General features: G+C 38.4%; 12 protein-coding genes, 2 pseudogenes and 1 riboswitch. Of the genes and pseudogenes, 2 read left to right on the top strand and 12 right to left on the bottom strand.

Annotated elements, in window-relative coordinates:
* Positions 1-5: 5 nt before the first annotated feature.
* Genes ACZ48W_RS03560 through glmU form a run of 5 tightly spaced genes read right to left on the bottom strand, consistent with a single transcriptional unit; the run spans position 6 to position 5,014 of the window.
* Entirely contained in the window at positions 6-1,025 is a 1,020-nt protein-coding gene (locus ACZ48W_RS03560) for an LptF/LptG family permease (protein WP_464829958.1), read from the bottom strand.
* Complete coding sequence (locus ACZ48W_RS03555; RefSeq protein ID WP_464829957.1) at positions 1,018-1,749, bottom strand: prepilin peptidase; 732 nt, start codon at positions 1,747-1,749, stop codon at positions 1,018-1,020. Before ACZ48W_RS03555 ends, ACZ48W_RS03560 begins: the two co-directional genes overlap by 8 nt.
* On the bottom strand, positions 1,749-2,435 hold the full coding sequence (locus ACZ48W_RS03550) for a di-trans,poly-cis-decaprenylcistransferase (RefSeq protein WP_464829956.1): 687 nt from the start codon (positions 2,433-2,435) through the stop codon (positions 1,749-1,751). Before ACZ48W_RS03550 ends, ACZ48W_RS03555 begins: the two co-directional genes overlap by 1 nt.
* Entirely contained in the window at positions 2,428-3,696 is a 1,269-nt protein-coding gene (gene coaBC / locus ACZ48W_RS03545; protein WP_464829955.1) for a bifunctional phosphopantothenoylcysteine decarboxylase/phosphopantothenate--cysteine ligase CoaBC, read from the bottom strand. Before coaBC ends, ACZ48W_RS03550 begins: the two co-directional genes overlap by 8 nt.
* 1 nt (position 3,697) lies before the next feature.
* Complete coding sequence (glmU, locus tag ACZ48W_RS03540; protein ID WP_464829954.1) at positions 3,698-5,014, bottom strand: bifunctional UDP-N-acetylglucosamine diphosphorylase/glucosamine-1-phosphate N-acetyltransferase GlmU; 1,317 nt, start codon at positions 5,012-5,014, stop codon at positions 3,698-3,700.
* 80 nt (positions 5,015-5,094) lie between these two features.
* Here glmU and trmA point away from each other — a divergent pair, with 80 nt between their 5' ends.
* Positions 5,095-6,219, top strand: a complete 1,125-nt coding sequence (gene trmA, locus ACZ48W_RS03535; protein WP_464829953.1) for a tRNA (uridine(54)-C5)-methyltransferase TrmA — start codon at positions 5,095-5,097, stop codon at positions 6,217-6,219.
* A 37-nt stretch (positions 6,220-6,256) separates the two neighbouring features.
* Here trmA and ACZ48W_RS03530 read toward each other — a convergent pair whose 3' ends face one another.
* From ACZ48W_RS03530 to ACZ48W_RS03515, 4 genes and pseudogenes are all read right to left on the bottom strand, one after another.
* Positions 6,257-6,616, bottom strand: a complete 360-nt coding sequence (locus ACZ48W_RS03530; RefSeq protein ID WP_464829952.1) for a hypothetical protein — start codon at positions 6,614-6,616, stop codon at positions 6,257-6,259.
* Positions 6,617-6,761: 145 nt separating this feature from the next.
* Positions 6,762-7,724 carry a hypothetical protein gene (locus ACZ48W_RS03525; protein ID WP_464829951.1) on the bottom strand — a complete coding sequence of 321 codons (963 nt, stop codon included), beginning with the start codon at positions 7,722-7,724 and terminating at the stop codon, positions 6,762-6,764.
* A gap of 110 nt (positions 7,725-7,834) precedes the next feature.
* Complete coding sequence (locus ACZ48W_RS03520; RefSeq protein ID WP_464829950.1) at positions 7,835-8,455, bottom strand: porin family protein; 621 nt, start codon at positions 8,453-8,455, stop codon at positions 7,835-7,837.
* 155 nt (positions 8,456-8,610) lie between these two features.
* Positions 8,611-8,687: riboswitch (cyclic di-GMP riboswitch) on the bottom strand.
* A 286-nt stretch (positions 8,688-8,973) separates the two neighbouring features.
* A pseudogene (locus ACZ48W_RS03515) lies at positions 8,974-10,294 on the bottom strand (IS1380 family transposase).
* A gap of 512 nt (positions 10,295-10,806) precedes the next feature.
* On the opposite strand from ACZ48W_RS03515, the pseudogene ACZ48W_RS03510 reads away from it, so the two are divergent.
* Positions 10,807-11,004: pseudogene (locus ACZ48W_RS03510) on the top strand (tRNA (uridine(54)-C5)-methyltransferase TrmA); the annotation flags it as partial.
* Between the two features lie 99 nt (positions 11,005-11,103).
* Here ACZ48W_RS03510 and ACZ48W_RS03505 read toward each other — a convergent pair.
* The 3 genes from ACZ48W_RS03505 to ACZ48W_RS03495 all read right to left on the bottom strand — a co-directional run bounded on the left by ACZ48W_RS03505 (position 11,104) and on the right by ACZ48W_RS03495 (position 14,413).
* The gene (locus ACZ48W_RS03505) at positions 11,104-12,723 is read right to left on the bottom strand and encodes an FAD-binding oxidoreductase (protein ID WP_464829949.1); all 1,620 of its coding nucleotides are present in this window, start codon (positions 12,721-12,723) and stop codon (positions 11,104-11,106) included.
* Positions 12,716-13,480, bottom strand: coding sequence for a PEP-CTERM/exosortase system-associated acyltransferase (locus tag ACZ48W_RS03500; RefSeq protein WP_464829948.1), 765 nt, complete (start codon positions 13,478-13,480; stop codon positions 12,716-12,718). The genes ACZ48W_RS03505 and ACZ48W_RS03500 overlap by 8 nt, the downstream gene beginning before the upstream one ends.
* 501 nt (positions 13,481-13,981) lie before the next feature.
* Positions 13,982-14,413, bottom strand: coding sequence for a CoA-binding protein (locus tag ACZ48W_RS03495; RefSeq protein ID WP_464829947.1), 432 nt, complete (start codon positions 14,411-14,413; stop codon positions 13,982-13,984).
* Positions 14,414-14,464: the final 51 nt, after the last annotated feature.

The raw sequence follows: 14,464 nt of genomic DNA, 5'->3' as shown, positions 1-14,464 counted from the left end.
GTACCTTAAAAGTATCTTGCAACACGCTGTGTAAACAGCCACTTGCTGAAAATAAAAAGTATAGTGATTACAAAACCCAAGATCAGAAAGTTCCCCCATTTCTCCAGAGATGAGGCTAACAGATAAAGGAGAAGTGTGGTTGCAAAGATAACGATAAAGGAATGGTTTGCCTGGTAACGCGGATTGATCATTGTAAAAGATGCGACCAGATAGACTGAAAGCAACGGGATAAGACTTACAAAAATAAAAAAGAGGACACGATGCATCATTTTGATATTCTCTTTTGCCTTGCTCCAGTATGTGATAATATTTTTAAAATGAAATCCTTTCTTTTTGCTGGTATCATATACTTCAAGGGTCCTGTACTCAGCCTGCTGTAATTTTGCCTTTGAATATGTATAGCCGTATCCGTCATTAAGTAAAAGAGAAGTGGTATTCTGTTTTTTGTTCAGCTTGCCTTTCTGTGAAGAAAAAAACTGCTCTTTATTTTTATCGGTACGATTATAAATAACGATATCATGAAAGATGTTGTTTTTTTTCTCTTTTACATAAATATAGTAGTTCCCGAATTTCTGACCGAGTTTCCCCGGTACAATATTGAGTGTTGCTTCATTTTTTTTATCTTCTTTAAAAGATTTATAGTACTGTTTACTTAGAGGCATGGCTAAAAAAGAGATAGAGGCTAACAAGATTGAGAAGAGTATACCAAGTAGTAATAGGCCTTTAAGTACTTTACCGGCATTCAATCCTAAGGCATAGAGTGCGATAAGTTCATTGTCTTGTGAAAGTTTCATAAGAACATTGGCTAGAGCTGCGATAAAAGAGAGCGGCAATGTATAAAAGACGATATCCGGAACAGAATAGGTGTAAAGTGTGATCAGTTCACCGAAAGTGATTTGGATTTTTGAGGTAAGCGAAGATATCTTTACGAGGTATACAAGAGAAATAATAAGAAAAAAAGGTAGAAATATAGTCAAAAATGCTTTGGTGAAGTTTGACGAAATGTATCCCCGTATATTAACCATAGATAATAGTCTCCAAAAGTTGTGTTGCCTGAGTATCATAAAGGTAGACAATAAATGTAGCTAAAGCTAAAAAAGGTACAAAAGGTACACCGTTCTCACGGTTCACTAGTGAAGGGATGATCGCTAAAAGTGCAGAGAAGAAGATCGCAACAAAAAAATTGGGGAAGCCAAGCAGAGCCCCCATTGTACCGGCAACGATAACATCTGCTCCGCCCATTGCCTGTTTTCTTGCGATAAGAGAAGAAAGCAGTCCTATAAGATAAAGTCCTCCCGCAGCAATAGCTGCATGCAGGCAGGCCTGAAAAAACTCTGGCTGTACAAGAGCAAAAAGGAGTGCTGCAAAGTTTACACTGTCAGGTACAGCCATATATTTGAAGTCTATCATGACCAAGGCAAGCAATGCAGCGAAAGAGGCTGCAACAAACGGAAGATACCAGACAAGTCCCAGTTTAAAATAGAGTAGGGTAAAGAGTATACCTGTAAGAAATTCTATAGCGGGGTATTGCGCTGATATCTTTTCTTTACAGAAATAGCATTTTCCTTGAAGGAATAGCCAGGAGAAAACAGGAATATTATGCCACCATTTAAGACTGGTCTGACAGCTTTGACATTTGGATGCAGGGAAGATAATGCTTTCACCTTTTGGTATACGGTAGATAACAACATTTAAAAATGAGCCTATCATAGTTCCAAAGATGAATACAAGAAGTGCTATTTCTGCCATTACACACCACCGAACCGTCTGGTACGTTTTTCAAAATCTTCTATGATCTCTTCCAACTCTTTATCTGTGAAATCAGGCCAGAGAGTAGGAGTAAAATAAAACTCTGCGTAGCTTAATTGCCATAGAAGAAAGTTGGAGATACGTTCTTCCCCACTGGTACGGACAAGGAGGTCTATATCTGTATAAGGAGTCTGCAGTGCAGCAGAGATATCCTCCTCTGTAACATGCTTTTTCCCTTCAGAGATAAGTTTGTTGGCTGCCGATGTAATTTCTGCTCTTCCTCCATAGTTCAATGCCAATATCTGTATAAGGGCTGTATTGTTTTTTGTAAATTCCTGTGTATCTAAAATACGTTTTTGCAAAGATTTTGAAAATCGTGATAGATCCCCGATAGCCTGAAAACGGATATTGTATTCCTGATACGTATGTAATTCCTTTTTTAAATAGCTGTCCAGCATTTTCATAAGGAACTCAACTTCAAGCTTCGGACGTTTCCAGTTTTCTGTACTGAAGGCATAGAAAGTCGTTGTCTCAATGGTAGGATGGTTTGCACAATATGTTGTGATATCTCTAATGATCTCAACACCTTTTTCATGACCCTTGGTCCGGTTCAGTCCGCGTTGTTTTGCCCATCTGCCATTGCCATCCATGATAATAGCGAGATGTTTAAGAGGGGTATTACTCATTAAGAAGGGCCTTGGATTCAGTGAGTATTTTGTCTGAGAGAGTGAGTTTATCAGCTTTTCCAAGAGATAGTTGCTTCTCTTTTGTAATAAAGGTGATCTCATTATCGGCAGTACCGAAACTTTCACTATTGTTCAAAAGGTTATAACACACTGCATCTACCTGTTTTTCATCAAGGAGTGCTTGGGCATTTTCCAAACCATGTTCACTGTCCATTTCTGCTTTAAAAGCAACTGTTTTGATATCCATTTTGTTCAAAGAGCTGAGTATATCCGGTGTCTGCCTCAATTCCAGGTTCCATGTTTCACCGATCATGCTTTTTTTGAGTTTTCCTTTTTGCGGATATTTAGGTGTAAAGTCAGAAACAGCAGCTACCATAAAAAGATACGGCTCTTTTTGGATGAGCTGTCTGGGATCGGCACTGTTCATACTGGCTTTGCTCATCTTTCCTTTTTTTGCAACTCTTATCGCATCTTGTGTATACTCCAGAAGTTCCTGTGTATCGTCTACATCTATGGTATAGATACTTTGTGGCAGACTGTGATTTCCCATAGTGGTAATGTAGCAGACATCAGCACCTTTAAGGTAAAGAGAAAGAGAGAGTGATTTTGCCATTTTCCCGGAAGAGAAGTTACTGAGGTAACGTACTTCATCTATCTTTTCACGTGTTCCGCCGCCTGTGACCACTACACGCCTGTCTTTCCAGAAATCCTCTTCCAAAAGAACTCTTGCTGTTTCAAAAAAGATCTCTGCAGGTTCCGCCAATGCACCACTTCCGACATCACCGCAGGCTAGCAGTTTCTCTTGCGGTTCAATGATCGTATAATCATTTACTCCTAACATCTTAAGTGATCCTGCAGTGTAATGGTTTTGAAGCATTTGTGTATTGGCAGCAGGGGCAACGAGCATTGGTCCGGCATATGCGAGGGCTGTCTGTGTCAGGATATTATCAGCGATGCCTTTGCTTAGTTTGTTCAGTGTATTTGCCGTTGCCGGAGCAATGATAAAAGCATCACATTTTTTACCGATTTCAATATGGTTAAGCTCAGAACTCCAGCTTTCGCTTTTTTCTGTAAGTACAGGATTCCTTGTCAATGCCTCAAAACTCAAAGCAGAGACAAAACGTTCGGCACTTGGTGTCATGAGTACATGTACATCTGCTCCGGCTTTTATAAAAAGACGTGCCAGATCACAGGCTTTATAAGCAGAAATACTTCCTGTCACACCTAGAAGTACAGACTTCCCGTTCAAATTTATTTGCATATTATTTGTCTCCCTTATGCTTGTTACCCTCTGTGAGAAAAAATTTATAGAAAAAGTTTTTAACAGTTTTTATCGGTGCTCTTGAAATAGCAAGTTCACCTTGAGCTATATTTTTGTTAATGGTACTTCCTGCTGCAATGATCACATCATCTTCTATGGTGACCGGTGCGACAAGCTGTGTATCTGAACCTACAAATACATTTTTGCCGATAGTGGTTTTAGATTTCTTCTTCCCGTCATAGTTGCAGGTGATCACACCTGCACCGATATTGGAACCTTTGTCTATGCTTGCATCACCGATGTAAGCCAGATGACCTGCTTTTACACCGGTCAGTATAGACTTTTTTACTTCAACAAAGTTACCGATATGTGTATCTATGAGTGTTGACCCTGGCCTTACTCTCCCCATAGGTCCGACATCTGAGTTCTCAATTAGAGAATCTTCAATCACAGAGTTTGCTTTAATATGGGAATCGATGATCTTACTTTTGCCCTGGATGCTCACACCGTTCTCTAAAATACATTCCCCTTCAAAAGTGGCACGAGAGTCGATATAGATGGTTTCAGGCAGACGCATGGTGACACCTGCCATCATCAATGACTCTTTGATGCGTTGCTGCATGATCTCTTCGGCATGGGCAAGATCGAGTTTGGAGTTGACTCCTTTGAATTCCTCTTCCGGAACATAGACAGGGTGTACATTCCTGCCTTCATCGACAGCCATTTTGATAATGTCTGTAAGGTAGTATTCTGCCTGGGCATTATTGTTATTGAGTTGTGGAATGTAGCGTTCAAGCAGTACGGTATCTACAGCATAAATACCTGCGTTAACGGTATTAACTCTTAACTGTTCGGAAGTACAGTCCTTTTGCTCGACAATCTCTTTAACCTCTCCGTTTTCGATGATAACACGCCCATACCCTGAAGGATTCTCCAGTTCGATCACCGACATATTGATATCGGCATCACCGGCCGTCAGTGCTTCAAGTGAAGTTTTGGTAATGAGTGGCATATCTCCGTTAAGAATAAGGGTACGTTCATGCTGAGTCGTTACCCCTTTCATCGCACCACCGGTACCAGGATACTGTTGTGCATCCTGCATATGGAAACGTATACCTTCATAGTGCGCTTCGATCATCTTCTGAATACGTTTTGCCTGATGGTAAAGTACAATGACCACATCGTTACTGATCTCTCTGGCAGCATCGATAGCATGGAAAAGCATGGGTTTCCCGGAAATCTCATGAAGTACTTTGGGTTTGGCGGATTTCATTCGCGTACCCTGACCTGCTGCAAGTATTACGACGCTTATAGACATTTTTGGAACCTTTACGATAAAATATGAAAAAATATTTAATTATTTGTGATTATATCTAATTGAAATTAAGTGAGTGGTAAATGACATGTAAACATTTTGGAAGCTGTGGTTCTTGCGGGCTTTACGGGTTGAGTTATGTAGAACAGTTAAAGCGTAAAGAAGAGAGGGTAAGTGGGCTTTTGTCACCCTTTTATCAAGAAGCATTGGAAGTATTTGACTCTCCTGAATCACATTATAGAGCCAGGGCAGAATTCCGTATCTGGCATGAGGGGGACAAGTGTGATTATGCTATGGGGAATATAGAAAAAAAGGGTGTCGTCAACATAAATGAGTGTCCTAAAGTCATAGCACCCATTGAAAAACGTATGTGGAAACTGTTGGAAAAGATCAATGCTTCCACTGAAGTGCTAAAACAGCGTCTTTTTGCTGTTGAGTTTTTGGCAACCACTACAGATGAGTGTCTTATTACCATGCTGTATCACAGAAAGCTGGATGAGGCTTGGAGGGAAGAAGCAAAAGTTTTAGAGGCATCATTGAATTGTAAGATCATGGGACGAAGCCGTAAACAAAAGGTTATTCTTTCAGATGAGTTTGTGACTGAAAAGCTTGATATTGACGGTAAAACTTTTACCTATGTGCAGTATGAGAGCGGTTTTACCCAGCCAAACCCGACAGTCAATGTAAAAATGATAGAGTGGGCCATTGAACAGGCTAAAAAAGTAGGGTATGGAGACTTTTTGGAGAGTTACTGCGGGTTAGGTAACTTTACACTGCCTCTTTCACATTATTTTGACAAGGTTTTAGCTACAGAGATAAGCAAACGCTCCATTCATGCAGCACTTGAGAACTGTAAACTCAATGCAGTAGAGAATATTACTTTTGCAAGACTGGCTTCTGAGGAAATGACAGAAGCATTAAGCGGAAAAAGAGAGTTTAACAGGCTCAAGGATATCGACCTTGGATCCTATGATTTCAGTACCGTACTTGTCGACCCGCCGCGTGCTGGACTTGATGAAGGAACCATAGAACTCATCTCAGATATAGAGCATATCATTTACATCTCCTGTAATCCGGAAACACTTGCACGTGATCTGGAAACACTTACCGATACACATAATGTAGTAGAAGCAGCAATGTATGACCAGTTCCCGCATACCGGGCATGTGGAGAGCGGAGTGTTTTTACAAAGAAAGAAGAAAGAATAACTTTTTTGTTAGTTGAACATTTGCATTTTATTATCTTTTATACCGTATCAATCTTTTTTAAAAAATACCAATAAAGGATCAAGATAAAAAGTGGCATAAAAAAATAAGTAGATATATCATGTGTTATAAAAAATAAATTTTTATTTTTATCTGTTATGAGAAGTATAATTAAAATACGGATGATGTTAAATAGCATAATTGCAAACCAACTAAACAGTAACCAGTATAATTTTATACTTACTTTCCCTCTTGTGGTGATAATAGCAGCAGAGAACAGTAAAAAAGGTAAAAAAGCATTACAGTCATCAATGATATTCACAATGAAATAGTTTGATAATACTATGCTGTTTTCTTGAAAAGAGAAAGGAAATGCGAAAAAATCTATAATACCTATCATGGAAGAATAAGTTAAGTTTGTATGTAATGTAGTCAAAAAGGATAAATTAAAAGAGAAAGGGAAATAAAATATTAAAAGGATAATAGTAAACGTCAGCAGGTAACGTACAAAAAATAGAGCCAATGGATGAAAAAGAGGGAGAGATTTAATCTCTCACCTCCCTGCCAGTCATTTTTAGATAAGACAGAAGTCCGAACATAAGAAACATTAATAAAAGGCTTCCAAAACCATAAGCTGGTGCATCACCTTCAGCTGGAACCAGTGGATTGTCATTTCTCAAACTTCCATCAACTATAATTTCACCTAAATCTATAACATCCTTTCCCAGAATATATTGATATGAAAACGATACTTCATCACCGGTATTTAATGTACCTAAATTAAAAGCTATATTGATAGTATTATCACCATATCCATCATCTTTACCTGATAAAATTACATCCGTATCTGTTGACCAGTCCATATCAATACTTGTATTATGTTCATATGTTGCATTCGTATGCAATGCAATAATTTTCTTAGTCATCTCTCCTGCTGCTATAACGATATCACTCGCTGGAATAGTAGTTAGACCTCGTGTATTATTGGTATCATAGACATCATAAGTTTGAACATCAACATCCGGGTCCAACCCTCTGCCGTAATGGACTTCTCCTATGGTGTCAGCAGAAATGTTTTTAATAGTTACTGCTATGTCTATCACTTTGGAACCAGGTTCTAAAGTATATGTTTGAGTAATACGTAATGCATTATCAGGAGTTACCGATACTACTTCGACATTATGTGAGTCTCCTGATATATTTGTATCCATATCAGGAGAATCATAGTTATCATTATTATTTGTATAGAGTGCTCCATCTGCTTTAACTGAAAAAAATTCATAAGGGTTACCTGGTGTCAAATAGTCATCCTCTATGTAGTTTCCTGTTCCGTTTTCATCAAATAAAATTCCGGGAGAAGTAGAGCTGCCCACTCCAAATGTTCCGTCATCACTTACTCCAGCTTTAATATAACCGCTTTCCATAATAATCGGGGTTGCACTTGCAATGCTGCAAACCAACAATATTGAACTAAAAACTTTTTTCATTTTTAAAACTCCTTTTTTCATATATCTTTTGCTTTTAAAAATTGTTCATAAGCACTAGATAATAGTTTTCCTGATCTAGTTTCCTAGATAACGCCTATTGACCATTACATCTTAAGTTCATGATTCCATCTCTAAAATGTATATGTTATGCCTACCGTCCATGAATCAGCTTCATAATCACAGTCCGCAATATAATTATCGAAACCGGTATCATCATATAACTTGGTATAATCTACAAAAAGAGATAGACTATCATTAACACTATAACTTGTTCCTAGCCCCCACTGAAAACTATTTTCTGTCTGCTTTTCAGTACCTTCATATTGATAAGTGAGTTGGCCATATCCCAGTAGGCCATAAAGTTTAAAATCACCTATTGGGTAGCTTGGTTTAAGATAAAGTGCTAGGTTTGTCATTTCATTTTCAACGTCATTTCTTGTTTTCCCATCACTCCACTCTTCATCGGAGCTACCTAGGTTTTTTGTATATCTTGCTTCAACTGAAAAGTAATGATTGAATTGGTATCCCAGAATCAATGTTAAACCTTTTAGGTCAACATCAGCAGAAACACCGTCACTATAAACTTCATTATAGTCTAATATAGAATATCCGGCACCTACATATATGGTACTGTTATCTACAATGGCAGGTAAAGTAAGCACCGGCTCTTTAACTGGTGCTATTTTGCCGCCAGCATAGGATAGTCCACTTAATGCCAGAAGAGACACTATGGATATGACACTTTTTTTCATTAGAAACTCCTTCTCAAGTTATTGTCAGGTACATTTCATACCCTTATTCTTTAGGAAATATTTTGAAGTAAATATCTCCGACCTCCTCCATTTCAAAAAAGATTAGATTATTCTATGAACATATATTTTTGAAATCTACCGATAAAATAATAAATCTGAGTAAGGCTTGGCGATCTACTTGAGACCCATAGCTTTCCGTCCTATCTTCGCAGATAGTTTGGCTTTTTGCAGAGTATGTTTAATCGAAGTTAAACACAGTTATTATATAAAGTATTTCTTAATTATTAACCCAAATCCCGAAATAGAAAATTCATTTCATAAAAATTGAGAGACTATAACCCGTTTTTGTCTCCGAACTGTAAAAAAGTGTGCTTAAAAGAGCTCTTTGTATCCCTATGTCAACAAAGTGGTGCGTCAAATACTCTTTTTAAAGCCATTTTCCTGATTTTTTGACATAGCTATCCTGTCACTTTGTCTGAAGAAGAAATGATAAAGGGAATGCCGCAGTGGTGAAGTTGCTACTCTAAACTGAGCAAATAGCATTGATGCCGTATGTGATTGAGGATATCCACAAACGCTTCATTGACTTTAAGCACGATTTGGCGAGCATGATGGACTACTTTACCTGCAATATGATACAGTTTATAGCGAATGGGTTTGAATGGTGTGTTTTTGCCAGCTGACATGTAATATACGTTTAAAGAGTATGAACAGGTTGTATGCCAATGTACCGATATGAAAGTAGAGCGCATTGGCTTGAAAGTCTGAAGTTGGCAGGTACTTCAGATTGAACCCGTTTTTCAGTTCTTTGATTCGGTTTTCACTGGTATCACCCCGTTGTCGGTAAAAGCGTACAATCTCTTCAGCTGTTTTCTCCAAGTCATTGGTGGCAATCACACTGTAACGTTCAGAAGCGAGTGCCAGCTTCTCTTCCTGGCTTAGAAACGCCTCCATGCCATGCAGCAATGGGGTGGTGGTTTTTTTAATCACAATCATACGAAAGGCATGATCGGTATTCTGCATCGTGTGGTAAAATTCTGCTACCTCTTCTTTGAGATGATGTGCGGTACCTTTTATTGTTCTAAGGGGTTCCCAGGAATCAATTGTTTCAATGTTTGTCAGTACACTCCTGTCAAGATGCCCGCCTACCACATAGATGATATTACGATTATTGCAATAATTGAACAGTGATGACTGATACGAAGCGCTATCGGCTCTCAGATAGGAGAGTTTTCGATGTTTGGGAAGTTGTGCTTCACACTGTTTGACGAATGCAAGATTATGATCAGCAGGTGCTACATTACCGGCTCTAAACTCCTGATGAATCACATAGCCGCCATTAAGATGCCTAATGATGGGAGTAAATCCCGGGAACATTTTATAGGTGGTAAACGCAATAGATTTATGGCTTTCTATCACGGTTGCATCAATATCAAGCACCAAAGGTTCATCTATTCTGCGAAGATAGCGTTGTAGCAAGGTACGGTTGAGTTTTTCCATCCCCGACATCTTGACTTTGCCGGAGCGTTTGAGCCATTTGCCGATACTGTCTGCTGTGGGAATATGCTTTATCCCAAGTAGTTCTTGAAGTGCGTGATCGGACTGAAGGGTGCGGATATCCTCCAGATATCTGCCTCCACTGTGTAACATTAGAACAAGTGAATGGATAAAGGTATAAGGATCGTAGCCTCGGTTACTTTTAGGTAAAGGAAGATATCGGTTGCATAACCGATCAAGCTTGATTGCTTTTAAAAACTCTCCAAAGACTGCCTCTCCTGCTCTGGGTGTCAGTCTCTCTTCGGTGCTCTCTACAGTGAAATTTAAAACACTTTGTGCCATACTTTTATCCTCCTGGAAAAAGCTCACCCATTGGGTGAAAGCGTTGAGTGGGCTTTTTCTCTGGCTTTCTTCGTATTTTACGGCATCTTCACTTATTCTTTTGTTTTTCTATTTCGGGATTTGGGATTAACTTAATTATTAACTTAATATATATTCATAACTAAAGTTAATGATAGTGTTAGAATATTCCTCTAATCTTATTCTTGTGGAGTTTCATTCAGGATAGTTTCTCAATAAGATAGATGACATTGTTTATTAACTCTTAAAAAAATTTCAAATAATTTTGTTTTAAATTAAGAGTTTCAGATAGATAGGCTTAAGGAACTTAGTTCCTTAAGCCTGTTTTTAACCATCTTTGTTTGGATTTATTTAGGTAATTTGTATCTTTTTTATTTTTTTGCTAAAGATGAAGACAGAGAACTTCTTTTCTAATACAGCATTAAGGAACATATTACCAATACATTTGAATCATTTTTGGTTATCATGAGTCAGCAAAGGTAAAAATTTATTGTGCTGGACTTGATGAAGGAACCATAGAACTCATCTCAGATATAGAGCATATCATTTACATCTCCTGTAATCCGGAAACACTTGCACGGGATCTTGAGATATTGATGCAAACGCATGAGGTGGTCGAGGCAGCGATGTATGACCAGTTCCCCCATACGGAACATGTGGAGAGTGGTGTGTTTTTACAGAAGAAGAATTAAGGAGCAGGCAGAACTTTATCTCTTGGAAATAGAGGGTCCCGTGCTACTTGAAATTGGTATAGGGTCTTTTTTTATACCGCCTGTCCTATCGGCGGCCTATTACAGAACTTTATTAGGTGGTTTGGGACTGTACCTGCCTGGAGAAAGGATCTGTTTGGGATCCAGTGATGATTTAAGTTTCTGCATAAAAGAGATATATGCTTCTTCTGCCATAGGTAACCCCTGCATCGACTGAATACCAAGGCGGTAAGGGTAGTAGCCTGCATCAGTCAGTTTTCCTAACAATTCATCATGACAGGCCTGTGCTTTTCCATCTTCTCCTTCAATAGTACGGTCATAAGTGATGGAAATGATACAGTCCATTGCCCTTTCAGTGATCAGAGTGATGGATACAGCAGGTTCGAATCCGTATTTTAAGAGAGTTTCTTGTGTGATCTTCCACATCTCCATGGCATATTTTCCGTTGGTTGGAGCAACAGGGGCACACCAGAGAAGGCCGCATCCATCATTATCCGGATCCATATTTTTGGGAATATCCCCTTTTTTCCGCCAGTAACTGCTTGCCATTATCGCATCGGTAGGAATACCTTTGGTCATGCCAAAAACCGGTTTAATGATCTTAAGCATTTCTGTAAAGTTGGTACCGGTAAGCCATTGGAGGGGTTTTTTCAATGTTTCAGCCAGTTTGAGGGTACGTTCATCAATGAAGCGAAGCTTTTTTACCTTTCCTTTCAGTTGTTTCTTAATGCGCTTCCGAGCATAGGCAACTTCCTCTTTTGTACCATAAAGTGCTCCAGAGGCATTCCATGCCCCAAAATCCCAGCTTTTGGCAAATTCATTCAGCAGTGTTTTTGAGAGAGCTGTTTTTCCGTCAGCTTTTTCCCAGGGAAAGCGTTGGATAGAGGAGAATACTTTGTAGTCATTGCCTATATGCATTGCACTGTCAATGATTCCTTCAAGTCTGAGTGGCTTGAGAAGTTCAATCACCTTTTCAAGTTCAGCATCATTCGTTACACTGAAATAGAAACTCTGAAAATATTCTGGCGCCTTCATTAGCCATAATGTAACCTGGGTAATAATACCGAAGTTGGACTGTGTAAAAAATCCGTCTATATAAGGGCCCACCCCCCAGCGGTAAATACCGGCAGCTTTGGCATTTTCAAAACGACCGAATCCAGTATGGATAACATCACCCTCAGGCAGAACTACCTCCATTCCTCCGACATAGGCGAAATGGTCGGCGTAAGGTGTGTGTCCAAATCCACGTTCAGCGATATTTCCAATGATGCTATGTGTAGAGAATGCTCCGGTTGCATCCATCCACAGGCCACTGTTTTGCTCTTGTAAAAAATTATAAAGTTCTCCCTGGGTAACACCTGGTTCCAAAGTAATACAGGCAAGTTCTTTGTTAAAATCTATAATTCTTTTCATCCGTTTCAGCTCAAGAATAATGCAATTGTCTGCTGTAGGTACACGTGAACCGTACCCGATATTTAATCCAGTACTGATAGGATAGAGTGGGATATGGTATGTATTGGCGATTTTAACACATGCCTGTACCTCTTCTCTGCATCCTGGACGAAGGACAGCCAGTATATTTTTATTGGTTTTGAAAGTGGCTGTTCCGTAACGTTCTAGCTCTTCATTATCAGTAATCAGATGTGTTTCACCAATGATCGATGAAAAAGCGGAAAGAACAATACTCAGATCTTCATACATGGGAAGTATACTCCTTTTTTTCAGATGAATGTAATTGTGAATAGGTACGATAGAATTTCTCTTTCTCTCCTGTGATAAAAGGTTTTGCATTATTTGGATTATTCAGAAGTTTCAGCATTTTTGCTTCATATTTTTTTAGAATAACGATGTAAGGATAACGTATGCCACGGTGTTCACAGGCTTCGCCTGCAGGTTGTAGCATAATATTTTCTCTTTTAAGCATTCGAGCCAATGCACCGGTTGTTAAAAAGTACCAGTATTTGATGTTGTGTTCAAGACTATATTTCCAGGCAGCTTGCAGTAGACGTAAAGTTAATGCATGTTTTATTTGATGTTCTTTTTTCAGTGTTTTTTGAACAACTTTCTGTTTTCTGGCAGATTGGACCATATTTGTATTGTTCAATTCAGGCTGTTCCTCCCATCTGAAAGCTTTAATAATGCATAAACGGGAGACTTCCATCGCTTCATAAGTTAAAATATCAGATGGAGGGACAAAAAGACAGTGTTTATTGATAGGAAATTTCCTGTTACGGTGGGGGACAAGGCGTATAGCAGCTATCCATTCATGGGTATTTTTGTTCCTTGCAATAAAATGGATGGAATCCTGGTCCCACTCATCTTTTTCCATAGCATTGGAAAAGGAAGCTTTATCTTCAAAGCCGCGTTCTTCACAATAAACTTTATATCGTATATGATAATGAATTTTTTTTGATTCAGGGGTATCAGCTAAAAAAACTTCGAAAAATGCATCTAACATAGAATCTCACTTTATATGTTGTTTAATAAGCAGGACTATTATATCATTTTTTAAAAAAAGTTTTTAGACTCTTATTATTACTAATATAAGTCTAATTTTAGTTATGGCTGAAGTTTTAATTTTTGAAAGGCTGCAGTTCTTTACAATCTCTCAGTTTGGGAGTTAAGATATTTAGAGGATTTTACAATTTTACCATAAAAGCACCTGCTTTAATTTTAATATATTTATGTATCTTTTTAAAGTGTTTCATGCATCTTTTTTATCTTTATATAATATATAATCCCTTTAATTCTATTACTAATGGGAAAATTGTCAATTTTTAAACCGGGTATATTCAAATAAAACTAAAATCTTTAATTTTAAACCCAATAATCATTGTTTAACTGATTCTAAACTTTAGAAATTCTAGGTTAAGTGACGAAAGTATATAGAAGCAGCAATATATGACCAATTCCCGCATACGGAACATGTGAAGAGTGGGGTGTGTTTACAGAAAAAGTCTTAGTATGCCAAGGCTTTATATTCTACCATGCTACAGTAATTTTGTACAACTTTCATCCCGGCATCTTTGGCTTTTTGTGCGGCATCATTATTAACAAGTCCAACTTGCCCCCAAAATACTTTGATATCTCCTCTGGCTATGCATGCATCTGCTATGGCATCAAAGGCAGCGGGTTTTCTAAAGATGTCTACCATGTCTACCTCAAAAGGGATCTCTGCCAGTGAACGGTAGACCTTTTCCCCTAAAATGGTCTCTCCTTTAGGGTAAACCGGAACAATCTTATAACCTACACTTTGTAAATAGTGTGCTACACGGTTACTGGCTTTACTTTCATCCGGAGAGAGCCCAAGTACAGCAATGGTTTTAACCATATTAAATATCTCTTGCATCTCTTCTTTGTTACTATTGACTGTTGGAAATTCACATTCCATACTTTATCCTTCGTTTTAACCCTATCCCATAAATAGGATTGTGATATAATT

This window comes from Sulfurovum aggregans (genome assembly GCF_055385215.1).
This window is presented reverse-complemented; position numbering and strand designations above follow the sequence as displayed.